This window comes from Streptomyces sp. NPDC050315 (genome assembly GCF_040655775.1).
Taxonomy (GTDB): Bacteria; Actinomycetota; Actinomycetes; order Streptomycetales; family Streptomycetaceae; genus Streptomyces.
The window spans coordinates 279,220-302,811 of the sequence record NZ_JBFAKN010000004.1 but is presented as its reverse complement, the minus strand read 5'-3'; the positions used below and the strand labels follow the sequence as shown (position 1 = coordinate 302,811).

18 protein-coding genes are annotated in these 23,592 nt (G+C 71.9%); 10 read left to right on the top strand and 8 right to left on the bottom strand.

Annotated features, from left to right (window positions below):
- Positions 1–343: 343 nt before the first annotated feature.
- Positions 344–2,983, top strand: a complete 2,640-nt coding sequence (gene glgP / locus AB0I82_RS16620) for an alpha-glucan family phosphorylase (protein ID WP_363257966.1) — start codon at positions 344–346, stop codon at positions 2,981–2,983.
- A gap of 263 nt (positions 2,984–3,246) precedes the next feature.
- On the opposite strand, the gene AB0I82_RS16615 is transcribed toward glgP, so the two are convergent.
- The 5 genes from AB0I82_RS16615 to glgX all read right to left on the bottom strand — a co-directional run bounded on the left by AB0I82_RS16615 (position 3,247) and on the right by glgX (position 13,519).
- A complete protein-coding gene (locus AB0I82_RS16615; RefSeq protein ID WP_363257965.1) occupies positions 3,247–4,875 on the bottom strand; it encodes a M4 family metallopeptidase in 1,629 nt (542 codons plus the stop codon).
- Between the two features lie 212 nt (positions 4,876–5,087).
- Complete coding sequence (locus tag AB0I82_RS16610) at positions 5,088–7,076, bottom strand: M4 family metallopeptidase (RefSeq protein ID WP_363258397.1); 1,989 nt, start codon at positions 7,074–7,076, stop codon at positions 5,088–5,090.
- Between the two features lie 325 nt (positions 7,077–7,401).
- A complete protein-coding gene (locus AB0I82_RS16605; RefSeq protein ID WP_363257964.1) occupies positions 7,402–9,318 on the bottom strand; it encodes an ABC transporter ATP-binding protein in 1,917 nt (638 codons plus the stop codon).
- Positions 9,315–11,237, bottom strand: coding sequence for an ABC transporter ATP-binding protein (locus AB0I82_RS16600; RefSeq protein WP_363257963.1), 1,923 nt, complete (start codon positions 11,235–11,237; stop codon positions 9,315–9,317). The genes AB0I82_RS16605 and AB0I82_RS16600 overlap by 4 nt, the downstream gene beginning before the upstream one ends.
- Positions 11,238–11,311: 74 nt before the next feature.
- Complete coding sequence (gene glgX / locus AB0I82_RS16595; RefSeq protein ID WP_363258396.1) at positions 11,312–13,519, bottom strand: glycogen debranching protein GlgX; 2,208 nt, start codon at positions 13,517–13,519, stop codon at positions 11,312–11,314.
- Positions 13,520–13,775: 256 nt separating this feature from the next.
- Here glgX and AB0I82_RS16590 point away from each other — a divergent pair, with 256 nt between their 5' ends.
- From AB0I82_RS16590 to AB0I82_RS16550, 9 genes are all read left to right on the top strand, one after another.
- Positions 13,776–14,915, top strand: a complete 1,140-nt coding sequence (locus tag AB0I82_RS16590; RefSeq protein WP_363258395.1) for an Ig-like domain-containing protein — start codon at positions 13,776–13,778, stop codon at positions 14,913–14,915.
- Between the two features lie 225 nt (positions 14,916–15,140).
- Complete coding sequence (locus tag AB0I82_RS16585; RefSeq protein WP_363257962.1) at positions 15,141–16,358, top strand: Ig-like domain-containing protein; 1,218 nt, start codon at positions 15,141–15,143, stop codon at positions 16,356–16,358.
- A gap of 161 nt (positions 16,359–16,519) precedes the next feature.
- The gene (locus AB0I82_RS16580; protein WP_363257961.1) at positions 16,520–17,287 is read left to right on the top strand and encodes an enoyl-CoA hydratase-related protein; all 768 of its coding nucleotides are present in this window, start codon (positions 16,520–16,522) and stop codon (positions 17,285–17,287) included.
- Positions 17,288–17,563: 276 nt separating this feature from the next.
- Positions 17,564–18,112 carry an ATP-binding protein gene (locus AB0I82_RS16575; protein WP_363257960.1) on the top strand — a complete coding sequence of 183 codons (549 nt, stop codon included), beginning with the start codon at positions 17,564–17,566 and terminating at the stop codon, positions 18,110–18,112.
- 238 nt (positions 18,113–18,350) lie between these two features.
- Positions 18,351–18,854 carry a hypothetical protein gene (locus tag AB0I82_RS16570; protein ID WP_363257958.1) on the top strand — a complete coding sequence of 168 codons (504 nt, stop codon included), beginning with the start codon at positions 18,351–18,353 and terminating at the stop codon, positions 18,852–18,854.
- 92 nt (positions 18,855–18,946) lie between these two features.
- Entirely contained in the window at positions 18,947–19,744 is a 798-nt protein-coding gene (locus AB0I82_RS16565; RefSeq protein ID WP_363257957.1) for a thioredoxin domain-containing protein, read from the top strand.
- Positions 19,741–20,571 (top strand): cytochrome c biogenesis CcdA family protein, encoded by an 831-nt coding sequence (locus tag AB0I82_RS16560; RefSeq protein ID WP_363257956.1) that lies wholly within the window; start codon positions 19,741–19,743, stop codon positions 20,569–20,571. The genes AB0I82_RS16565 and AB0I82_RS16560 overlap by 4 nt, the downstream gene beginning before the upstream one ends.
- A gap of 111 nt (positions 20,572–20,682) precedes the next feature.
- Positions 20,683–20,847 (top strand): DUF5993 family protein, encoded by a 165-nt coding sequence (locus tag AB0I82_RS16555; protein WP_363257955.1) that lies wholly within the window; start codon positions 20,683–20,685, stop codon positions 20,845–20,847.
- 70 nt (positions 20,848–20,917) lie between these two features.
- Positions 20,918–21,637 carry a disulfide bond formation protein B gene (locus AB0I82_RS16550; protein WP_363257954.1) on the top strand — a complete coding sequence of 240 codons (720 nt, stop codon included), beginning with the start codon at positions 20,918–20,920 and terminating at the stop codon, positions 21,635–21,637.
- Between the two features lie 22 nt (positions 21,638–21,659).
- On the opposite strand, the gene AB0I82_RS16545 is transcribed toward AB0I82_RS16550, so the two are convergent.
- From AB0I82_RS16545 to AB0I82_RS16535, 3 genes are all read right to left on the bottom strand, one after another.
- Positions 21,660–21,977, bottom strand: coding sequence for a hypothetical protein (locus AB0I82_RS16545; protein WP_363257953.1), 318 nt, complete (start codon positions 21,975–21,977; stop codon positions 21,660–21,662).
- A gap of 138 nt (positions 21,978–22,115) precedes the next feature.
- Entirely contained in the window at positions 22,116–22,946 is an 831-nt protein-coding gene (gene nadE / locus AB0I82_RS16540; protein ID WP_363257951.1) for an ammonia-dependent NAD(+) synthetase, read from the bottom strand.
- An 87-nt stretch (positions 22,947–23,033) separates the two neighbouring features.
- Complete coding sequence (locus AB0I82_RS16535) at positions 23,034–23,591, bottom strand: GH25 family lysozyme (protein ID WP_363257950.1); 558 nt, start codon at positions 23,589–23,591, stop codon at positions 23,034–23,036.
- Position 23,592: the final 1 nt, after the last annotated feature.

Genomic DNA, 23,592 nt, shown 5'->3' with positions numbered 1-23,592 from the left:
CACCGACGCCATCCTGCAGCCTTCCGTGGGCCCGCAGTCCGTACAAGAGAGGACGACGGGGCGGAATCGGCCATATCGGGTCCGTGATGTGTGGCGAAGGTTGCGGCGATTTCTGGCCGGATCCCGCGGCCCGGTCCGCCCGCGACCGCCCGGCGGAACACGCGCGGCCGGGCCCGCTGACCCGCTCCCGCCCGTGCACCTCCGCCAAGAGACGTACGGAAACGGTGGGCAAGGGGCGTACGGGAGTGTGGCCGACGCGTGGGGCGGGCCTTTCGAGCGGTTGTACTCAGTGCCGGGCGCGCGCTGTGGTTGCTGCGGCCCGCCCGCCGCTACGGTCGACAGCGTGAAGGCCATTCGTCGATTCACCGTGCGCCCTGTCCTTCCCCCGTCCCTACGACCGCTCAGCGAACTGGCGCGGAACCTGCGCTGGTCCTGGCACACCGAAACCCGCGAGCTCTTCCACGCCCTGGACCCCGACGGCCGGCAGCGGCCCGGCACCGACCCGGTCCAGCTCCTCGGCACCGTCACCGCCGAACGCCTGGCCGAGCTGGCCGCCGACCGCCGCTTCCTGCGCCGGCTCACCGCCTGCGCCGACGACCTGCAGGACTACCTCTCCGGCCGCCGCTGGTACCAGTCCGTCGACGGTGCCCTGCCCGAGGCCGTCGCCTACTTCTCGCCCGAATTCGGCATCACCGCCGCGCTCCCGCAGTACTCCGGCGGGCTCGGCATCCTCGCCGGCGACCACCTCAAGGCCGCGTCCGACCTCGGCGTCCCGCTGATCGGCGTCGGCCTGCTCTACCGCCACGGCTACTTCCGCCAGACCCTCTCCCGCGAGGGCTGGCAGCAGGAGCACTACCCGGTCCTCGACCCCAACGAGCTGCCGCTGGAACTCCTCCGCGAGGCCGACGGCAGCCCCGCCCAGGTCTCCCTCGCGCTGCCCGGCGGCCGCCGGCTGCGCTCGTACATTTGGCAGGCCCGCGTAGGCCGCGTGCCGCTGCTCCTCCTCGACTCCGACGTCGAGGAGAACGGCCCCGGCGAACGCCAGGTCACCGACCGCCTCTACGGCGGCGGCAGCGAACACCGCCTGCTGCAGGAAATGCTGCTGGGCATCGGCGGCGTACGGGCCGTCCGTACGTACTGCCGGCTCACCGGCCATCCGGCCCCCGAGGTCTTCCACACCAACGAGGGCCACGCCGGCTTCCTCGGCCTGGAACGCATCCGCGAACTGTCCGAAGAGGACGCCGGGGGGCTGGATTTCGACAGCGCCCTGGAAGCCGTCCGGGCCGGTACCGTCTTCACCACCCACACCCCCGTGCCCGCAGGCATCGACCGCTTCGACCGCGAACTGGTCGCCCGGCACTTCGGCCCCGACGGCGAACTCCCCGGCATCGACGCCGCCCGAGTCCTCGGCCTCGGCATGGAGAGCTACCCGGGCGGTGAGCCCAACGTCTTCAACATGGCCGTGATGGGCCTGCGCCTGGCCCAGCGCGCCAACGGCGTCTCCACCCTGCACGGCGGCGTCAGCCGCGGCATGTTCGCCGGACTCTGGCCCGGCTTCGACCCCGACGAGGTGCCGATCACCTCCGTCACCAACGGCGTGCACGCGCCCACCTGGGTCGCCCCCGAGGTCTTCCGCCTCGGCGCCCGTCAGATCGGCGCCCAGCGCACCGAGGACGCCCTCACCGTGGGCGGCTCCGAACGCTGGGACCGGGTCGCCGACATCGCCGACCCCGCCATCTGGGACCTCCGCCGCACCCTGCGCGAACAGCTCGTCACCGAAGTACGGATGCGGCTGCGCGCCTCCTGGCGGCAGCGCGGCGCCGCCACCGCCGAACTGGCCTGGATCGATCAGGTCCTGGACCCCGACGTCCTCACCATCGGTTTCGCCCGCCGGGTGCCGTCCTACAAGCGCCTCACCCTCATGCTCCGCGACCGCGACCGCCTCATGGAGCTGCTGCTCCACCCCGAGCGGCCGATCCAGATCGTGGTGGCCGGCAAGGCGCACCCCGCCGACGACAGCGGCAAGCGCCTCGTCCAGGAACTGGTCCGCTTCGCCGACGACCCGCGCGTCCGCCACCGCATCGTCTTCCTGCCGGACTACGGCATGGCGATGGCCCAGAAGCTCTACCCGGGCTGTGACATCTGGCTCAACAACCCGCTGCGCCCCCTGGAGGCCTGCGGCACCTCCGGCATGAAGGCGGCGCTCAACGGCGCGCTCAACCTCTCCGTCCTCGACGGCTGGTGGGACGAGTGGTACGAGCCGGACTTCGGCTGGTCCATCCCCACCGCGGACGGCACCGCCACCGACGACGAGCGCCGCGACGACCTCGAAGCCGCGGCCCTCTACGAACTCCTCGAACAGCGCGTCGCGCCCCGCTTCTACGAGCGCGACGAGGCGGGCGTACCGCACCGCTGGGTCGAGATGGTCCGCCGTACGCTCGTCACCCTCGGCCCCAAGGTCCTCGCCGGCCGGATGGTCCGGGAGTACGTCGAGCGGTTCTACGCCCCCGCCGCGCACGCGCACCGCGCCCTCACCCCGGAGGCCGCGCGCGGCCTCGCGGAGTGGAAGGTCCGGGTGCGGGAGGCGTGGCCGCGGGTCGCGGTGGACCACGTCGAGACCGGCAGCGCCGCCACGCCCGCCAACGGCCAGGCCGAACTGGGCGGCACCCTCGCCCTGCGCGTCCGGGTCACGCTGGACCAGCTGGCCCCCGAGGACGTCGAGGTACAGCTGGTCTCCGGCCGGGTCGACGAGTCCGACCGGATCGCCGATCCGCTCACCGTCCCGCTCAAGCCGGCCGGCGGCCCCGACCTCGAAGGCCGCTGGCTGTACGAGGGCCCCCTCGTCCTGGACCGCACCGGCCCCTTCGGCTACACGGTCCGCATCCTCCCCGCCCACCCCCTCCTCTCCACCCACGCCGAAATGGGCCTGATCGCAGTCCCCTCGGAGGCAACGGGAGAGGCGGCGGGGGTGCTCCTGCGCTGACGGCCACACGGACCGCCACCGCCCCATAAGAGAGCGGTGTCCGGGGGGATAACGGGAGCCCCCGGACACCGCCCGGTCTGTGCATACGGCCTGCCCGACCGCCTGTGCATACGGCCTGCCCCCCAGGGAGGGACACCGGGGCCGGAGGGAGCGGATCACCCTGTGGACAACGCCCACGCGGCCCCCCGCCCCCCTAAGCTCCCCGGACTGTAAGGGGGGCCCAGTGGCGAAGCGTTACTTCGCAGGCCAACGCTTCGGCCGCGTTACTTCACCGCCACGCCCGTCCAGGCCGCCTCGACGCCCTTGACCTCCGCGCTGTCGGCGCCGTACAGGTCGGTGGCGGCCTTGACGGTTGCCTCGCGGGCAGCCTTGTAGTCGGTCGTCGAGGTCATGTACGCGGTCAGCGCCTTGTACCAGATCTTCTCGGCCTTGTCCCGGCCGATGCCCTCGACCTTGGAGCCGTCGGCGGTCGGGCTGTCGTACTTCACGCCGTCGATCTCCGTCGCGCCGCTGCCCTCGGACAGCAGGTAGAAGAAGTGGTTGCCGATGCCCGAGGAGTAGTGCACGTCGACGTCGCCGGCGCCCTCCTTCCAGAAGTCCAGCGAGTTGCCGTCCTTGCTGGGCTTGTCCATGTAGCGCAGCGGCGAGCCGTCACCGTTGATGTCGATCTTCTCGCCGATGAGGTAGTCGCCCGGGTCCTCGGTGTTCTTGGCGCTGAACTCCGTCGAGGTGCCGAAGATGTCCGAGGTCGCCTCGTTCAGGCCGCCGGACTCGCCGCTGTACTCCAGGTTCGCGGTCGCCGAGGTGACGCCGTGCGACATCTCGTGCGCCGCGACGTCCAGGGCGGTCAGCGGGTGGGTGTTGCCCTCGCCGTCGCCGTACGTCATGCAGAAGCAGCTGTCGTCCCAGAACGCGTTGACGTAGTTCTGGCCGTAGTGCACGCGCGAGGACGCGCCCTTGCCGTCGCCGTTGATGCCGCTGCGGCCGTGCACGTTCTTGTAGTAGTCCCAGGTGGCCTGCGCGCCGTACGCCGCGTCGACGGCCGCGGTCTGCGGGTCGTCGCCCTTGCCGGTGCCCCACTTGTCGTCGTCGTCCGTGAGCAGCTTGCCCTCGCCGCTCTCCTTGCCGCCCAGGTCGTACGTGCCGTGGCCGCCGCGGCTGTCGTCGGTCAGCTCGTAACCGCTGCTGCCCTTCTTGGTGGCCAGTTCGACCTTGCCGCTGTACATGCTGGTGCCGGCGCCGGTCTCGATTTCCTGGTGCTGGAACAGCTTCTTGCCGGTGTTCGCGTCGGTGACGACGTGCAGTTCGCTGGGGGTGCCGTCCTTCTGGACGCCCTTGACGACCGTCTCGTACGCGAGGACCGGCTTGCCGGAGGCCGCCCAGATCACCTTGTTCGGCGTCGCCGCGTCGGACTTCTTGATGCCCTCGGTCCTGCCGGACACCGACTCGGCGGAGGTCGCGGCCGACTTCGGGGCGATCTTCGGGGTGGTGGAGGCGACCTTGAGAGTGGCCTTCGTGGCCTTGGTGGTCGACTTGATCGCGCCGCCCTTGGCCTGGTGGACGACGAGGTCGCCGCCGAGTACGGGCAGGCCGTCGTAGGTCCGGTCGTAGCGGGTGTGCGTGGTGCCGTCGGCGTCCTTGATGACGTCCTTGACGACCAGCTTCTCCTTGGCCCCGAGGCCCAGCTCCTCGGCGGTCTTCGCCTTCGTGGCCTGCGCGTCGCGCAGCAGTTCGGCGCGGTGCGAGGCGGTCATCTTCACCGGTGCGCCGGCCGCCTCCGGGGAGGTGGGGGCCGCGCCCGCCGTGCCGGTGGCGATGCCGGCCGCGAGCAGCGCGGCGGCGGCCACGGAGGCACCGGCGATACGGGTGGTACGCGATATGTGGGGGGTCACGCGTGCTCCTTCAACTTTGCCTGTGGTGGGGGGTGCAAAGCGATGCGGGTGGTACGTGCGGGGTTAGCGTGCCACCCGAACGAGTGTCTGTCACCGGCTAATTGGCGCCGCTTCGCAATTTGTTCGCAAAGAGCGCGCCGACGTCCGCATAACGGAGGAGTGCCACCCCCGCCGCTCGGCGGGGGTGGCACCGGTGACTTTCCGGGGTCGCGTCAGAAGGTCAGCTTCCAGCTGTTGATGTGGCCGGTGTCGCCGGAGTACACGTCCCGCACCCGCAGCTTCCAGGTGCCGGCCGCGTTCTCCGCCGAGGCGTTGACGGTGTACGTGGTCTGCACGTTCGCCGCCGAGTCCCAGGCGCTGGAGTTCTTCAGGCGGTACGCGGTGCCGTCCGGCGCGACCAGGTCGATGACCAGGTCACCGCGGTAGCTGTGCACGATGTCCACGCCGACCTTGAGGGTGCTGGGCGCCTTGCCGGTCCGGTTGACGCTGATCGACGAGGTGACCGCGGAGCCCGCGTCCGGGATGGCCACGTCGTTGGTGTTCTCGAAGACGTTGCCGCCCGGGTCGGGGTCGCCGCCGTCCCCGACGCGGCTGCCGACGTTCACCGCGGCCCAGGTGTTGGCGACCGTGTTGTACGTCGGGGTGTCCTTGCCGAAGAGGTCGGCTGCGGCCTGCAGGGTGGCGGTGCGGGCGCCCGCGAAGTTCGTGTTGGAGCTCATGTACTGGGTGAGCGCCTTGTACCAGACCTTCTCGGCGTTGGCCCGGCCGATGCCCGGCACCGGCAGCCCGTCGGAGGTCGGGCTGTCGTACTGCACCCCGCCGATCTCCTTCGCGCCGCTGCCCTCGGACAGCAGGTAGAAGAAGTGGTTGGCGATGCCGGAGGAGTAGTGCACGTCGACGTTGCCGACGCCGGAGTACCAGGAGTCCTTGGACACGCCGTCCTTGCTGGGCTTGTCCATGTAGCGCAGCGGGGTGCCGTTGCCGTTGATGTCGATCTTCTCGCCGACGAGGTAGTCGCCCGGGTCCTTGGGGTTGTTGGCGTTGAACTCGACGGCCGTCGCGAAGATGTCCGAGGTCGCCTCGTTCAGGCCGCCGGACTCACCGCTGTAGACGAGGTCGGCGGTGGCGGAGGTGACGCCGTGCGTCATCTCGTGCGCGGCCACGTCGATCGAGGTGAGCGGGTGGGTGTTGCCCGACCCGTCGCCGTACGTCATGCAGAAGCAGCCGTCGTCCCAGAAGGCGTTGACGTAGTTGTTGCCGTAGTGCACACGGCTGTACGCGCCGACGCCGTCGCCCTTGATGCCGCTGCGGCCGTGCACGTTCTTGTAGTAGTCCCAGGTGAGCTGGGCGCCGTACGCGGCGTCCACGCCCGCGGTCTGCACGTTCTGCGGGGTGCCGTCGCCCCAGACGTCGTCCGGGTCGGAGAAGAGCGTGCCGGTGCCGGACGACCCGTGGTTGAGGTTGTACGTCTTGTGGTTGCCGCGCGTGGTGTCGGTCATGGTGTACGAGGGCGCCGTGCCGATCGTCACCTGGCCGCTGTACTGGCTGTTGCCGGTGCCCTGCTCGATGCCCTGGTACTGGAAGAGCTGCTTGCCGGTGGTGGCGTCGGTGATGACGTGCAGCCGGTTCGGCGTCTGGCCGTCGTCCTGCAGCCCGCCGACGACGGTCTCGTACGCGAGGACCGGCTTGCCGTCCGCCGCCCAGACCACCTTGCGCGGCTCCTTGGCGTCGGACTTCTCCGCGCCCTCCGCCTTCGACGCCTTCAGGGCCTTCGCCTCGGCGGTCGCGGGCGTCACGGCCGCCTTCGTACTGGCCACGGCTATCCGGGCCCGGACGCCCTTGGTGACCCGCTCGACCTTGCCGGTCCTGGTCTCGTGCACGACGAGGTCGCCGCCGAGGACGGGCAGGCCCTTGTAGGTCCGCTCGTACCGGGTGTGGGTCGTCCCGTCGACGTCCTGCTGGACGTCCCGGACGACCAGCTTCTCCTCGCCACCGAGCTGGAGCTTCTTCGCGGTCTGCGCGGTGGTGGCGGCGGCGTCCTTCAGCAGCTCCGCACGCTGCGCGGGGGAGAGCTTGGCGGGCAGGGCGCCCGCCCGGGGCTGTGCGTGTGTGCTGCCGGGGTTGGGCGCGGCGTTGCCCGCGCCGGTCTGCACGCCGACGGCGAGCAGGGCCGTCACAGCGACGAGCGTGCCGGTGGCCATCACACGTCTGCGGCCCGTCGCGGCACGTCCATGGGGGGTGCGTCTCACGCTGGCTCCTTCTGCGAGGCCGCGGCGGGATGTGCCACGGCCGGGGGGACCGGACGACGAGGTGGCCGTCCGGGCAGAACAAGTGCGTGTGGGGGGAGCGGTAGGTACGTGACCGACGCGGGCAGTGGTGCTGTGGGGACCCGCCCCGACTGCCGCGCAGCTTCCCACCCGCCGCGCCCGTTTGTCAGGATCCGTTCAAAAACATGGCCGGAAACCGTCCGTAGAGCGGCGTCTGGTGTTCGTTTAACGGTCAAGCACTGGAGAGTGCGCGGCTCTCTCACTGCACCAAACTGTCCCGCCACGCCTCATGGAGGGACGCGAACTCGCCCTTGTTGACGATGAGTTCGGCTGGTGTGCCGTCCTCGGTGATGCGGCCGTGGGACATCACCAGGACGCGGTCGGCGATTTCTACCGTGGAGAGGCGGTGGGCGATGACGACGGCGGTGCGGTTGTGGAGGACGGTGTGCATGGCGCGCTGGACGGCGCGTTCGCCGGGGATGTCGAGGGAGGACGTCGCCTCGTCGAGGATGAGGACGGACGGGTCGGCTAGGAGGGCGCGGGCGAAGGCGACGAGCTGGCGCTGGCCGGCGGAGATGCGGCCGCCGCGCTTGCGGACGTCGGTGTCGTAGCCCTCGGGGAGCGCGGCGATGAAGTCATGGGCGCCGATGGCCCGCGCGGCCCGCTCGATCTCGGCGCGGGGAGCCTCGGGGCGGCCGATGGCGATGTTCTCCGCGACCGTGCCGGAGAAGAGGAAGGCCTCCTGGGTGACCATGACGACCCCGCGCCGCAGGTCGGTGGAGGAGAGGTCGCGCAGGTCGATGCCGTCCAGCAGGATTCGGCCAGCATAGGGGTCTCCCCTGCTCGAACGTAGTTGAGAGCTTGGGGAAGGGTCGTAGAAGCGGGCCAGCAGCTTGGCGAGGGTGGACTTGCCCGCGCCCGTGCTGCCGACCACCGCGACGGTCTGCCCCGCGGCGAGGGTGAGGTCGAAGCGGGGCAGCACCTCGCCGCCGGTGCGGTACGCGAAGTGGACGCCGGAGAAGCGGACTTCGCGGCCGGGGCGGTCGGCGGGGCGCTCGGGCAGCGGGACGGGGGAGGCCGGTTCCGGGACGGCGGGGCGCTGGGCGAGGAGGCCCGCGATCTTCTCCAGGGACGCGGCCGCCGACTGGTAGGCGTTCAGGAACATGCCGAGGCGGTCGATCGGGTCGTAGAGGCGTCGCAGGTACAGCACGGCGGCGGCCAATACGCCGAGGGCCAGCGAACCGGTGGCGACGCGGGAGGCGCCCCACAGGACGATGGCGGCGACGGAGACGTTGGCGGCCGTGCGGGAGAGGAGGACGTAGCGGGCCATTTCCAGGGTGGCGCTGCCGTTGATCCGCTCGTGCACGCGGTTGAGCCGGCCGAACGCCGCGTCGTTGGGCCGCTCGCGGCGGAACGCCTGGACCGGGCGGATGCCGTTGAGCGTCTCGGCGAACTTCACGATGACCGCGGCGATCGCCGTCGAGCGGCGCGCGTAGACCCGCTTGGAGCGGCGCCGGTAGGAGCGGATGAAGAGCAGCAGCGGCCCCGCCGAGAGCACGGCCGCCGTGCCCAGGCCCCAGTCCAGGTACAGCAGCATCGCCGTGACGTAGACGATGGACAGGACGACCCCGACGAGCTCCTGCAGGCCGTCGTTGAGCAGCTCGCGCAGTGACTCCACGTCGGTGGTGGAGCGGGAGATCAGCCGTCCGGAGGTGTAGCGCTCGTGGAAGTCCAGGCTGAGCGCCTGGGCATGCCGGAAGATCCGGCCGCGCAGGTCGCGCAGTACGTCCTGGCTGACGCGGGCGCAGGAACGGGTGAAGGCGTACTGGAGGACGCCGGCGGCCAGCGCGCACGTCAGGTATCCGGCGCCGACGGCGAGCAGCGGGCCGTGGTCGTGCGCCCGCAGCGCGGGGACGGCGTGGTCGATGGCGTACGCGACGAGCAGCGGCCCGGCCTGCACGGCGGCCTGCTGGAGGAGGAGCAGGACGACGGTGAGCCGGCCGCGGGCCGCGTACGGGCGCAGCAGCGAGCGGAGCAGGGCGAGCGAGGCGCCCTTGGGGGTGGGCAGGTGGTCCCGGTCGAAGGGATCGGCGGGGGAGGGTGGATCGTGCGGCGTGGTCGCGTCGGCGTCGCTGTCCTCCGGTGGCCGGCCGGCGGCGGTCGTGGTCGTGGTCATCGCTCCGTCTCCTCTGCGGTGCGGGCCGGTCGGGCGGGGCCCGGGGCGCCGGACCGGCCCGCACCGGCCGGGTCGCCAGTGGCCGGGTCGCCAGTGGCCGGGTCGGCGTGGGTCTCGGCCCCGCCCGACCGACCCGCGCCGGACATCAGATGCGCGTACTCCGCGCTCTCCCGCAGCAGTTGCTGATGCGTGCCGACAGCGGTGATCCGGCCGCCGGAGAGCAGCGCGACGCGGTCGGCGAGCAGCACCGTGGAGGGGCGGTGCGCGACGATCAGCGCGGTCGTGGTCGCCAGTACCTCGCGCAGCGCGGCCTCCACCCGCGCCTCGGTGTGCACGTCCAGCGCGGAGAGCGGGTCGTCCAGGACGAGGAAGCGCGGGGACCCGACCACCGCGCGGGCCAGCGCGAGCCGCTGCCGCTGCCCGCCGGACAGGCTCAGGCCCTGCTCGCCGACCTGGGTGTGCTCGGCCTGCGGCAGCGCGGCGACGAACTCCTGCGCCTGGGCGATCCGCAGCGCCCGCCGCACGCCGTCCTCGTCCGCCGCTTCGCCGCCCATCAGGACGTTCTCCGCCGCGGTCGCCGAGAAGAGCGTCGGTTCCTCGAAGGCCACCGCGACCAGGGAGCGCAGCTCGTCGCGCGGCAGGGTCATGATGTCCCGGCCGTCCAGGGTGATCCGGCCGCCGGTGGCGTCGTACAGCCGCGGTACCAGCGCGGTGAGCGTGGTCTTGCCGCTGCCCGTGGCGCCCACCAGCGCCATCGTCTCGCCGGGCCGGACGTGCAGGTCGACGCCGCGCAGCGTGGGCGGTGCGCTCGCGGGCGCGTCCGGGTAGCGGAACTCCACACCGGTGAGGACGAGGCCGTCGGGGGCCGGGGCGCCGGAGGCGGCCGCGAGTACGGACGCGTCGGCCGCAGCCGCCTCCGGTACGTCCATCACCTCGAAGTAGCGGTCAGCCGCGGTCGCCGATTCGTTGCTGAGGGCCAGCAGGAAGCCGATGGACTCCACCGGCCAGCGCAGGGCCAGCGCGGTGGACAGGAACGCCACGAGCGTGCCCGCCGACAGGTCACCGTCGGCGACCTGGACCGTACCGAGGATCAGCGCGGCCCCGATGGCGGTCTCCGGCAGGACCGTGATGACGCCCCAGGTCGCGGCGAGCAGCCGGGCCTTGTGCAGCTCGGTGCCGCGCAGCTCGTGGGTGAGGGCGGTGTAGGCGCGGGCCTGGGTGCGGTGCCGGCCGAAGCCCTTGATGATGCGGATGCCCAGTACCGACTCCTCGACCAGCGTGGTCAGGTCGCCGACCTGGTCCTGCGAACGGCGCGCGGCGACCGAGTACTTCGCCTGGAACACCGAGCACAGCACCACCAGCGGCACGATCGGCGCGAGCAGTACCAGCCCCAGCGTCCAGCGCTGGACGAGCAGGATGGCGCAGCCGGCGAGGATCGTGACGCCGTTGACGAACAGGAACGTCAGCGGGAACGCCAGGAACATCCGCAGCAGCTGCAGGTCGGACGTGCCGCGGGAGAGCAGCTGGCCGGTGGGCCAGCGGTCGTGGAAGGCCACCGGGAGCCGCTGGAGGTGGCGGTAGAGCGCGGCGCGCATGGCCGCCTCGACGCTCGCCAGTGGGCGCGCGACCAGCCACCGGCGCAGCCCGAAGAGCCCGGCCTCGGCCAGCCCCAGGAGCAGCAGGAGCCCGCCGCCCAGCCAGATGCCGCCCGCGTCCCGCGCCGCGACCGGCCCGTCCACCAGCCACTTCAGTACGAGCGGGATGAGCAGGCCGGTGCCGGACGCCAGGACGGCGACGCCCGCCGCACCGGCCAGCCGGGCCCGTACGGGGCGGACGTACGGCCACAGGCGCAGCAGCGAGCGCACGGGGGAGCGGGGAGTGGGGACGGCGGACTCGGGGCGGTGCGCGTCATCGCTCATCAGCAGTGAGCGTAGAAGTCACCACTGACAATCCTCATGCGGTTTTTCCCGCCGCGCGGGCCCGGGGCGGGGGATCACCGCTCTGCCCGCAGCAGCCACACCGCCCGTCCCGGCAGCTCCACCTCGGCACCCGCTTCGTACGCCGTACCCGGCTCCGCCGTCTGGTCCTCCCGCGCGGTGTCGACGAGGAGTTCATACGTACGGGCCCATGGCGCGCCCGGAAGGGTGAAGCGGCCCGGTGCCTCCCCGGCGTGCAGCACGACGAGGAAGCTGTCGTCGGTGACCGGCAGCCCGCGCTCGTCCCGCTGCGGGATGTCCGTGCCGGACAGGAACATGCTCAGGCCCGCCGCGTGCGCGTACCAGTCCGCGTCCGTCATCTCCGTCCCCGCGGGCGTGAACCACGCCAGGTCCCGCAGCCCGTCGGGCCCCTGCGGCCGCCCCGAGAAGAAGGCGCGGCGGCGCAGCACCGGGTGCGCCCGGCGCAGCGTGATCAGCCGGGCGACCAGCTCGGTCAGCGGCCGCCACTCCGGGTCGTCCGCCAGCGACCAGTCCAGCCAGCCCAGCTCGTTGTCCTGGCAGTAGCCGTTGTTGTTGCCCTGCTGGGTGCGGCCCAGCTCGTCGCCCGCGACCAGCATCGGCACGCCGGTGGAGAGCAGCAGCGTGGTGAGGAGGTTGCGCAGCTGGCGGCGGCGGAGCGCCTTGATGTCCGGGTCGTCGGTCTCGCCCTCGGCGCCGCAGTTCCACGAGCGGTTGTCGTCCGTGCCGTCCCGGTTCCCCTCGCCGTTGGCCTCGTTGTGCTTGTACTCGTACGAGACCAGGTCGCGCAGCGTGAAGCCGTCGTGGGCCGTGATGAAGTTGACCGAGGCCTGCGGGCGGCGGCCGCCCCACGCGTACAGGTCGCTGGAGCCGGACAGCCGGTACCCCAGGTCGCGGACGTCCGGGTAGGCGCCGCGCCAGAAGTCGCGCACGGCGTCGCGGTACCGGTCGTTCCACTCCGTCCACAGCGGCGGGAACGCCCCGACCTGGTACCCGCCCATCCCCACGTCCCACGGCTCGGCGATCAGCTTCACCCGGCGCAGCACCGGGTCCTGCGCTATCACGGCGAGGAACGGCGAGAGCATGTCCACGTCGTGCATGGAGCGGGCGAGCGCCGCGGCCAGGTCGAAGCGGAAGCCGTCGACGCCCATCTCGGTGACCCAGTAGCGCAGCGAGTCGGTGATCAGCCGCAGCACGTTCGGCTGGACGACGTGCAGGGTGTTGCCGCAGCCGGTGTAGTCGGCGTACCGGCGCGGGTCCTGCTGGAGGCGGTAGTAGCCCCGGTTGTCTATGCCGCGCAGGGACAGCATCGGGCCCATCTCGTTCGCCTCGGCCGTGTGGTTGTAGACCACGTCGAGGATGACCTCGATGCCCGCGTCGTGCAGCGCGCGCACCATCCGGCGGAACTCGCCCACCTGCTGGCCGCGCGTCCCCGAAGCGGCGTACGCGGCGTGCGGCGCGAAGTAACCGATGGAGTTGTAGCCCCAGTAGTTGCGCAGGCCGCGCCGGAGCAGATGGTCCTCGTGCGCGAACTGATGCACCGGCAGCAGCTCGACGGCGGTGACGCCGAGCCGGGTCAGATGCCCGATCGCGGCCGGGTGCGCGAGCCCGGCGTACGTGCCGCGCAGATGCTCCGGGATGTCCGGGTGCCGCTTCGTGAAGCCGCGCACGTGCAGCTCGTACAGGACCGAGTCGGCCCACGGCGTCTTCGGGCGGCGGTCGTCCGCCCACTCGTCACCGGGCACGTCGTCGTGCACCACCACGCCCTTGGGGACGTGCGGCGCGGAGTCCCGGTCGTCGCGCACGGTGTCCGCTATGTGCTGCTCGGGCCAGTCCCGCACATGGCCGTACACCTCCGGCGGCAGCCGGAAGTCCCCGTCGATCGCGCGCGCATACGGGTCGAGCAGCAGCTTCGCCGGATTCCAGCGGGCCCCGGTCCAGGGGTCCCAGCGGCCGTGCACGCGGTAGCCGTACCGCGTCCCCGGCAGCACGCCGGGGACGAAGCCGTGCCAGATCTCGTGCGTCAGCTCGGTCAGCCCATACCGCGTCTCGGCGCCCGCGTCGTCGAAGAGGCACACCTCCACCGCCTCGGCGCCCGCCGCCCACAGCGCGAAGTTCGTCCCCGCGACGCCGTCCGGGCCGCTGCGGAAGCGCGCCCCGAGGGGCTGTGGGCTCCCGGGCCGCACCGTGACCGTGTCCGGGGCCGTTCTCGCCCGGCCGTCGTCCGGCAGGGCCTCCTGCTCCAGCGCGCTCGACACGTGGCAGCCTCCCGCCGCTCGGCGACTCGATCGGGCGGTGCCGCGCGCGGCGTCCCGGCCGCGCGCGTGGACGTGCCCTCCCGGCGATCCATCCCTGCACCCTTCCTTCCCCGAACTGGGCAGGACCTCACGTTTCCCCACGAAGCGAACGCTCGTTGAGACCACCGTGAGCTACCGAACCCTCAGAAACCGAGCGGCCGGGCGGCCCTGGACGGCCGCCGTACCGCTGCTCACCGGCGCCGTCCTGCTCTCCGCCTGCCAGGGCCCCGGCGGGTGGACCTCCGACGCGCCGCGCCCCGCGCACGAGGCCGTACGGGTGGTGCCGGACGACGGCGCGCGCGGCGTGCGCGCGGGCCACCGCATCGAGGTACGGGTACCGGACGGGCGGCTGGAACGGGTCGAGGTCACCCGGGCGGGGGACACCGGCAGCGCCCCGGTGCCCGGCCGGCTCTCCCCCGACGGGCTCGGCTGGCGCTCGTCGGGCGCCCCGCTCGCGCTCGCCTCCCGGTACGACGTCGAAGCCGTGGCGCTGGACGGGCAGGGGCGGCGCACCGCCCGGCACACCTCCTTCACCACCTACGTGCCCCGGCACCGCGTCGTCGGCTTCTTCCGGCCCGAGCACCGCTCCACCGTCGGCACCGGAATGATCGTCTCCTTCGACTTCAACCGCCCGGTGCGCGACCGCGCCGCCGTCGAGCGGGCCGTCTCCGTCACCGCGCGCCCCGCCGTGCGCGTCGCGCCCCACTGGTTCGGCGCGCGCCGGCTGGACTTCCGGCCCCGGGAGCGCTGGCGGCCGGGCACGGAGGTGACGATGGCGCTGCGGCTGCGGGACGTGCGTGCGGCGCCCGGGGTGTACGGGATCCAGCACAAGACCGTCCGTTTCCGGATCGGCCGGGATCAGACCAGCGTGGTTGACGCCACCGCGCACACCATGACCGTACGACGCGCCGGGCAGCCGCTGGCGACCCTGCCGGTCACCGCGGGCGACCAGGACAACCCGACGTACAACGGCCGGATGGTGATCCTGGAACGGCATCCGATGACCCGGATGGACGGCGGAACGGTCGGCTTCGGTGGCGAGTACGACATCCCCGATGTGCCGCACGCGCTGCGCCTGACCACGTCGGGGACGTTCCTGCACGGGAACTACTGGGCGCCGCGGGGGACGTTCGGCGGCGCCAACACCAGCCACGGGTGCGTCGGGCTGCGGGACGAGCAGGGCGGCAGCCCGGACACCCCGGCGGGCTGGTTCTACCGCAACTCGCTGATCGGCGACGTCGTCGAGGTGATCCGCTCGCGCGACGCGACGGTGGCGCCGGACAACGGCCTCGGTGGCTGGAACATGCCGTGGGAGGAGTGGCTGCGGGGCTCCGCCGTCCGCTGACCCCGGGGGCCGCGCGGGCGCCGGCCGCACCGTTATCCGGCCGACTTGACCGCCCGCGCGGTCCCTCGCGCACGTTCCGTACCACCACTACCACTTGGGACGAAACGGTGACATGTCCGGGGAGTCCGCCCTCGTCCCCGGTGTGGTTATCTGGCGACAGGCGCGCGCGTGGCCCGTGCCGCGCGCCGCGGATGCGGGCCGTGCGAGGGGAAAAGAGGCCAAGTCTTGGACGTGCAGCCGATATGGGGGGCGCCGCGAGGGCGGTTTCGGCGGCGGCAGGGGGGAAGGGTCCTGCTCGCTCCGGTCCTCGGGGCGCTGATGGTACTGGTGGCCGCGTGCGGCGGCGGGGAGGACAAGGACGCGGACAAGAACGCCGCGTCACAGGCGGCGGTGAAGATCTCCGTCAAGGACGGCGCCGAGGACGTCCGTACGAGTGGCGTCCTGAAGGTGACGGTGGACAAGGGCACGCTGAAGTCCGTGACGGTCAAGGACCGCAAGGGCAACACCGTCGAGGGCAAGCTGTCCGAGGGCGGCAGCGTATGGAAGCCGGTACGGCATCTGAGCACGGCGACGGAGTACAGCGTCGACGCGGTGGCGAAGGACTCCGAGGGCCGCGAGGCCGCCGAGCACGCCGACTTCACCACCCTGGAACCGAAGAACACCTTCATGGGGCGCTACGTACCGGAGAACGGGCAGACGGTCGGCGTCGGGATGCCGGTCGACGTGCGCTTCACGCGCGGCATCACGAACCCGAAGGCGGTCGAGGACGCGGTCAAGGTGACGGCGAAACCGTCGGTGCCCATCGAGGGCCGCTGGTTCGGCAATGACCGCCTGGAGTTCCGCCCGGAGAAGTACTGGAAGCCGGGCACCAAGGTCACTCTCAGCCTGAACCTCAACGGCGTCGAGGGCCGCCCCGGGGTGTACGGGACGCAGACCAAGAAGGTCACCTTCACCATCGGCCGCAGCCAGATCAGCACGGTGGACGCGGCGTCGCACCGGATGACCGTGGTCCGCGACGGCAAGAAGATCAAGACGCTGCCGATCACCGCGGGCGCGCCGGGCACCGAGACGTACAACGGCAAGATGGTGATCAGCGAGAAGCACCCGGTGACGCGGATGAACGGCGAGACCGTGGGCTTCGGCGGGGAGTACGACATCCCCGACGTACCGCACGCGATGCGGCTCAGCGACTCCGGCACGTTCATCCACGGCAACTACTGGTCGGGGCAGTGGACGTTCGGCAGCCGCAACGCCAGCCACGGCTGCGTCGGCCTCTTCGACTACCGCGGCGGCAGCACGTCGACGCCCGCCGGGTGGTTCTACCAGAACTCCCTGATCGGCGACCTGGTCGTCGTCAAGAACTCCCACGACCGCACCATCCAGCCGGAGAACGGCCTGAACGTGTGGAACATGCCGTGGGAGCAGTGGAAGGCGGGGGACTAGTGGTACCTGCCCCTGGGTATCCCCCCGGTGGGGGACCCCAGGGGCTGCGCAAGTAGGCGGGGCGCCGCGTTCGAAACGCTTCGGGCGCCCTGACCAACACCTCCGGCACTGTGACCAAGTGCACCGGCGCCGTTCCCGTGAACGGCTATTAACCTGCCCTCATGACTGTGAACTTCGAGGTGGCCGACGGCGTCGGCACCGTCCGCCTGGACCGTCCGCCCATGAACGCGCTGGACACCGCCACCCAGGACCGGCTGCGCGAGCTGGCCGAGGAGGCCACCCGCCGCGACGACGTCCGCGCGGTGGTCATCTGGGGCGGCGAGAAGGTGTTCGCGGCCGGCGCGGACATCAAGGAAATGCAGGTCATGGACCACGCGGCGATGGTCGAGCGGTCCAAGGCGCTGCAGGACTCCTTCACCGCCGTCGCCCGCATCCCCAAGCCCGTGGTGGCCGCGGTCACCGGGTACGCGCTCGGCGGCGGCTGCGAGCTCGCGCTCTGCGCCGACTTCCGCATCGCCGCGGAGAACGCCAAGCTCGGCCAGCCCGAGATCCTGCTCGGCCTGATCCCGGGCGCGGGCGGCACCCAGCGCCTCGCGCGCCTCATCGGCCCGTCCAAGGCCAAGGACCTGATCTTCACCGGCCGCCAGGTGAAGGCCGACGAGGCGCTCGCCCTCGGGCTGGTGGACCGGGTGGTTCCCGCCGAAGAGGTGTACGCGCAGGCGCATGCCTGGGCAGCCCGGCTCGCGGTGGGCCCGGCGATGGCACTGCGCGCCGCGAAGGAGTCGGTGGACGCCGGTCTGGAGACCGACATCGACACCGGACTGACGATCGAACGGAACTGGTTCGCAGGCCTGTTCGCCACCGAGGACCGCGCGACGGGCATGCGGAGCTTCGTCGAGGAGGGCCCCGGCAAGGCCAAGTTCCGCTGACGCGAGCGGTGTTGGTGGTGCGGAAGGGGTCGCGCACGCATGGTCCGTGCTCCTTGCGGGCGAATGAGGTGCGGCTCAAGGAAGGCTTGAGAAATTCTCCCCCATCGGCCCCGACGAGCGCCTGCGGGCGGATCGCCGTGCAGGTCAGGCGGGCTGTGCGGGGGTGTTGACTGCCCTTGGCATATGTCGGCAGGGGGTGTGGGAACCGCGGATTCCGGGCGACCGATTCCAGCGGTTCCGCCCCCGTACCGTGCCGGTTGCGTCCATGATGGTGGCATGGCGGGCCTCGAAGGTACGGAGCAGCCGCGGCCGGGGACCGGCACGGCTGCCGCGCGCTGGGTGCTGCCCGCCCAGGACGCGGAGGGGGAGAGGGCCAGGGTGACGGCAGCCGCTCGGGGTGACGGAGCGTCCCGGACGCTCGATCTCATCGGCGACCCCGCCCACGAAGAGGTACGGCTGCCCTCGCGCCCCGAATCCGCCGCCACCGCCCGGAGATTGACGCAGTCCGTACTGCTGAAGCAGTGGTCGCTGACGCCCCAGCTCGCCGAGCACGCCGTGCTGCTCGTCTCGGAGCTGGTCGGCAACGCCGTCCGGCACACGGGCGCCCGCATGTTCGGCCTGCGCATGCTGCGCCGCCGCGGCTGGATCCGTATCGAGGTACGCGACCCGTCCCGCGGGCTGCCCTGTCTGATGCCGGTCCATGAGCTGGACGTGAGCGGCCGCGGGCTCTTCCTCGTGGACAAGCTCTCCGACCGCTGGGGCGTGGACCTGCTGCCGCGCGGCAAGACGACATGGTTCGAGATGCGGGTGACGGACCGCGCGTAAAACGTGACTGGGGCCCTTCCGCGTGGTCGCGGAACGGGCCCCAGTAGTCGCGCGCCGAAGGGCGGAAGGGGTGTGCCCACGGCGCGAGTACGACCTGGCCCGGGTCAATGGGGGGTCGTTGCCCCGACTATCGCAGGCGGGACGGGCCGCCGCCAAACTCGGGCCCGGGCGGTCCGTAGGATGGGCGCCGAGCCGCTCGCCCGTGGGCGGCACCGGACACCGGGGAGGGAGCGGCCGCATGGGAGCGACGGGACGTGCGCACCGCTCTGCGGCATGGACGCTGCTCCTCCTCCTGACGGTGGTCTTCGCACCGCTGCTGTGCGGTACGTCCGGCGGACCGGCCGCGATGCCGGCCGCCGCCGCGTCCGCCACGTCCGCCGCGTCCGCCGCGGTACCGGTCTCCGAAGCCCGGCCGGCGTCCGAAGCCGTGCCCGTAGCGGTACCGGTCTCCGAAGCCGCCGCGGCGCCCGTCTCCGAAGCCGCGCCGATGCCCGTCTCCGACGTGGCACCCGCTCCCTTCGCCGCCTCCGCCCCCAAGAAGTGCGCGCCGCACGACGTGCCCGGGCAGGGTGAGAGCGCGCCCGCGCCCGCGACGCACCGCGGCGAGCCGCTCGCGGCGCCCGCGGCCACCCCGGTCCCGTACTTCTCCCACGACCCCGCGAGCTGCGCGCTCGCCCGGCCGCCCACCGGCCCGGCGCCCGCCACCGATCCCTGCGCCCTCCTGCCCGTACTGCGGATATAGCGCCACCGCGCGTACCGGTCCGTCCGCCGGACCGGACGTCGCGCGCCCCGCCGCGATCCCCGTATCCGCATCCGTACGTCAGGAGCACACCCATGTCCGCAACCGCTTCACCGGGCCGCCGCCTCGCGGCCGTCGGCGCGATCCTCGCCCTCATCGTCGGCCTCGTCGCCCTCGGCGTCGCCGTCGGCACGGCCGTCGAGGACAGTGGCAGCAACAAGGCCGCCGAGCCCGGACCCGCCGCCTCGGTCGAGACCCAGGACCCCGACGGCCGCCAGAAGATGTACGACGACCTCGCCGAGCAGACCTCGCGCCGGGAGAAGGGCGACGCGCTGGCCGTCGGCCGCGCCGACGCGCCGGTCGTACTCGTCGAGTACGCCGACTACCAGTGCGGCTTCTGCGGCCGCTTCACCCGCGAGACCCAGCCCGAACTGATCGAGAAGTACGTGGACAAGGGCGTCCTGCGCATCGAGTTCCGCAACTTCACCATCTACGGCGAGGACTCCGAGCGGGCGGCCCGCGCGTCCTGGGCCGCCGGGCAGCAGGGCAAGTTCTGGGAGCTGCACGACGCGCTGTACGCCAAGAGCCGCAAGGGCCCCGACCTCGCCGAGGACAAGCTCGTCGAGCTGGCGCGCGACAGTGGCGTCCAGGACATCGACCGCTTCCGACGCGACTTGAAGAGCGACGCCGCGAAGAAGGCGCTGGACCGGGACCAGCAGGAGGGTTACCGGCTCGGCGTGCAGTCCACGCCGTCGTTCCTGGTCAACGGCGCGCCGATCGCCGGCGCCCAGCCCACCGCCACCTTCACCCAGGCCATCGACGAGGCCGCTGACCGGGCGGGCAAGAGCGGAGCGGGCAAGGACGGAGCAGGCAAGGACGGGGGCGGCAAGTGACCGACATCGGCTACCTCGCCGCCTTCCTGGGCGGCGTCCTCGCCCTGGTCAGCCCGTGCAGCGCACTGCTGCTGCCGGCCTTCTTCGCGTACTCGCTCGGCACCCCCGGCCGGCTGCTGGCCCGTACCGGCGTCTTCTACCTGGGCCTTGCGGTCACGCTGGTGCCGCTGGGCGCCGCCAGCACCGCCGCGAGCCGGCTCTTCAACGGCCACCGCGATGTGCTCATCGCCGTCGGCGGCTGGGTGGTGATCGCGATGGGCGTGCTGCAGATCCTCGGGCTGGGCTTCGCGTCCCGCCGCGCGCAGTCCGCCGCGGCCCGGATCACCCCCCGCTCGGCCGTCTCGACCTTCCTCCTGGGCTGCGTCTACGGCCTCGCGGGCTTCTGCGCCGGGCCGATCCTGGGCGCCGTGCTGACGGTCACGGCGGTCAGCGGGTCGCCCGTGTACGGCGCGTCGATGCTCGCGGTGTACGCGCTGGGGATGGCCCTGCCGCTGTTCGTCCTGGCCCTGCTCTGGGACCGGTTCCAATTGGGGCGGCGCGGCTGGCTGCGCGGCCGGGAATTCGCCGTCGGGCGGCTGCGCCTGCACACCACTTCGCTGATCTCCGGGCTGTTCTTCATCGGCATCGGAATTCTTTTCCTGGCATTCAACGGCACGAGCGCGCTGCCCGGAATTCTGGATACCGAATCGGAATTCCGGCTGGAGGAATGGGTGTCCGGCATCGGCGCCGCCGTGCCGGATTCCGTACTCATCGCGGGGGCCGCGCTCGTGGCCGCCGCGGTGCTCGGCCGGATCGCGCTGCGTCCGGAAAAGAAGACGAAGGACTGATCCCACCCATGGGGGATGCGTAGGGCCATACGGCTCATATCCGGGGCGGTGGCCGGTGACCTTCCGTGGCGTACGCGGTATGGCACCGGCCGCCCACTACGTTGCCGAGCCATGGACGCCCTCCTCTTCGCCGGTCTCTTTGCCACGCTGCTGTGCATCGTGGGCCAGCGGAGCCGGGTGGTGGTGGTCGCGGTGTGGTCGGCGATGTTCGCCGCCGTCGTGTGGCTGATGGCGCATCACGTGCCGGAAATTCTCGCGCTCGGTCTCGCGCGGTGAACCGCACCGCGCCCCGTCGGCCCTTTCCCGCCGGCGGACCGGAAACGACTGGACCGGAGTTTTCTTTGTCATGAGTGCACTGCTGACCGGGCGGCTGACGACGCCGATGAGTACGCCGGCGATTCCCGCACTCGATCCCGGGCCGCCGGGCATCATCGCCCGCGCGCAGTACTGGTTCGCCTGTCTTTTCGTGACCGGCTGGACCGGTGCCCTCTGCGCCGGGCTGTATCTGCAGTTCGTCCATGGTGAAGCGCCGTGCCCGCTCTGCGTCGTGCAGCGGATGTTCATGGTGCTGACGCTGCTGGGTGCCGCGCACATCGTCCGGCAGGGGCTGCGCGGCGCGGTGCCGCGCCGGGACTACCTCATGGGGTGGGGCCTCGCGCTCGTCGGCTGTACGGCCGGATCGCTGGCGGCGGGGTGGCAGGCGCTGCCGTACTTGCTGCTCGACGGCCGGGCGCACGGCGGCGGGGCCGACGGCGGCGCGGTGTACGGCGCCGGGGCGTACGGCGGCGTGGTCCAGGGGCTGCCGGCCGGCGTCTGGGCGTGGCTGTTCTTCCAGGCGTCCGTGCTCGCGATCGGCGCCGTGCTGGTCACCTCGCATCTGACCACGGCGCGGCGGATCCCCACGCAGGGGCTGCCCCGCGCGGCGGGGCAGGCCGTGCTCTTCCTCGCCGGAGTGGTCATCGCGGTGAGCGCGGTGGCCGTCTTCCTCCAGGCGGGGCTGCACGCCTTCCTGCCCGTCGCCCCCGGCCGGTATCAGCTCCTGTACGACCTGGGGATGCGGGGCTGAGACGCGCGGGGGCGCCGGGGCGTCAGGCGGTGCGGCGCAGTGGCGCGTGCGGCCGGGCATCCGCTCGGCGTCGGCGGTCGTTGCACAGCAGGCACTTGCCGTACCCCGGCGGCAGCGGGTCCTCGGGGTCGCCGTACAGCGGGTCCACCGCGCCGTGCGGATGCGCGGCGCAGCCGGTCGTGCCGGTTTCGGAGAGCGATCCGGCGGCGGTCAGGGCGCGCCGCAGGACGTCGACGAGCTGGTCGGCGTCCTGCCGGCTGGGGGCCGTCTGCAGGCCCGAGGCGAGGTCGGCGGCGTGGGTGAGCGCGGTCTGGAGTTCGCGCAGGTCTGCGTAACTCATGTCTCGGAGCGTAGGCGCACCCACTGACAGTTGATCTTCCGATCGCACTTGGTGGCATCCCATGCGCCGATCCATGCCCGTCAATGCCCACGATTCACCGTCGCGCGGCGGAAGACCCCCTTGCGGGGGCATGACATCTCAGGGCGCGATCGGCAGTTCCCGCTTGTGGGCCGTGAGGCGGTAGCGGCGCACGATCGTCTCGTACGTCTGCTCGCTGACCGGCTTGCCCTCCAGGAAGTCGTCGATGTTGTCGTACGTGACGCCGAGCGCGTCCTCGTCCGCCTTGCCCGGGTCCAGCGTCTCCAGGTCGGCGGTCGGGGTCTTCCAGACCAGCTCGGCGGGGGCGCCGAGGGCCTCGGCCACCGCGCGCACCCGGCGCTTGGTCAGCCCGGTCAGCGGCACCAGGTCGGCGGCGCCGTCACCGAACTTGGTGAAGAAGCCGGAGACCGCCTCGGCGGCATGGTCCGTGCCCACGACCAGGCCCTCCTGCGCGCCGGCCACCGCGTACTGCGCGATCATGCGCTGCCGGGCCTTGATGTTGCCCTGCACGAAGTCCTGGTGGTGGGCGTCGCGGAAGGTCGCCCCGCCCGCGAGGACGGCCGCCAGCGCGGCGTCACTGGCCGGCTTCACGTCCACCGTGAGCAGCTGGTCGGCCTTGATGAACGACAGCGCGAGCTGCGCGTCGTGCTCGTCGGCCTGGACGCCGTAGGGCAGCCGCATCGCGTAGAACGTCGCGTCGTGCCCCGCCTCCCGCGCCCGCTCCACCGCGAGCTGGCAGAGCCGGCCCGCGGTGGTGGAGTCCACGCCGCCGCTGATGCCGAGCACCAGGGAGCGCAGCCCCGTGGAGGTCAGCCGCTCGGTGAGGAAGGCCACCCGGCGCTCGATCTCCTCGTGCGCGTCGAAGGACGCGGACACCTGGAGATCCCGGGCGATCTCCTGCTGCAGGCTCATGGACGCCGGGTCGGTCACGGTGGCTCCTCGTGGTCTCGCTGTGCCGCCGGGGGCCGCGGAGAGACGGGCGGCACCGGCACACAGGCGCGTACGTACGAGGAAACTCTATTCTTCGTTCGCCCACGCCTTGAGAGCGGCCTTGCTGGAGAACTGGCCGACGTTCTTGTCGAGCGGGGTGTCGGTGTACTGGTGGAAGCGCCACTTGGCCTTGATCCGCGGGCGGCCCGCGGAGACATAGTCCGCTATCCACAGGCCGTCGCCGGCGTAGGACGTGGTGTCGTGGTTGAGCCAGAAGTCGCGGTTGCAGTACAGCAGCACCTTGTGGCGGTGCGGCCGCAGGGCCTTCACCTCGCGGATGAACTGGTCCTTCTGCGCGTTGCTCGCGTACGTCCCGGCGCTGGTGCGCTCCCAGTCGACTATCAGCACGTCGCCGAGTCTGGACGCGCACTTGTCGACGAAGTACCGGGCCTGCGCCGCGATGTTCCCCGGCCACAGGAAGTGATAGAAGCCGACCACGCACCCCGCCTCGCGGGCCCGCGACGCCTGGGAGCTCTGGTGCGGATTGATGTAGGAACGGCCCTCGGTCGCCTTGATGAAGACGAAGTCCAGGCCCTTGGTGGAGTACGTGGGCTGGTACGAGCTGACATCGACGCCGTGCAGCATT

Bases quoted from the DNA above. Each gene is read 5' to 3' on its own strand.
- AB0I82_RS16605 (WP_363257964.1), bottom strand. From the start codon at position 9,318: ATGACCACGACCACGACCGCCGCCGGCCGGCCACCGGAGGACAGCGAC.
- AB0I82_RS16580 (WP_363257961.1), top strand. From the start codon at position 16,520: ATGACTGTGAACTTCGAGGTGGCCGACGGCGTCGGCACCGTCCGCCTG.
- AB0I82_RS16565 (WP_363257957.1), top strand. From the start codon at position 18,947: ATGTCCGCAACCGCTTCACCGGGCCGCCGCCTCGCGGCCGTCGGCGCG.
- AB0I82_RS16575 (WP_363257960.1), top strand. From the start codon at position 17,564: ATGGCGGGCCTCGAAGGTACGGAGCAGCCGCGGCCGGGGACCGGCACG.
- AB0I82_RS16570 (WP_363257958.1), top strand. From the start codon at position 18,351: ATGGGAGCGACGGGACGTGCGCACCGCTCTGCGGCATGGACGCTGCTC.
- AB0I82_RS16545 (WP_363257953.1), bottom strand. From the start codon at position 21,977: ATGAGTTACGCAGACCTGCGCGAACTCCAGACCGCGCTCACCCACGCC.
- AB0I82_RS16535 (WP_363257950.1), bottom strand. From the start codon at position 23,591: ATGCTGCACGGCGTCGATGTCAGCTCGTACCAGCCCACGTACTCCACC.
- AB0I82_RS16610 (WP_363258397.1), bottom strand. From the start codon at position 7,076: ATGGCCACCGGCACGCTCGTCGCTGTGACGGCCCTGCTCGCCGTCGGC.
- AB0I82_RS16550 (WP_363257954.1), top strand. From the start codon at position 20,918: ATGAGTGCACTGCTGACCGGGCGGCTGACGACGCCGATGAGTACGCCG.
- AB0I82_RS16555 (WP_363257955.1), top strand. From the start codon at position 20,683: ATGGACGCCCTCCTCTTCGCCGGTCTCTTTGCCACGCTGCTGTGCATC.
- AB0I82_RS16600 (WP_363257963.1), bottom strand. From the start codon at position 11,237: ATGAGCGATGACGCGCACCGCCCCGAGTCCGCCGTCCCCACTCCCCGC.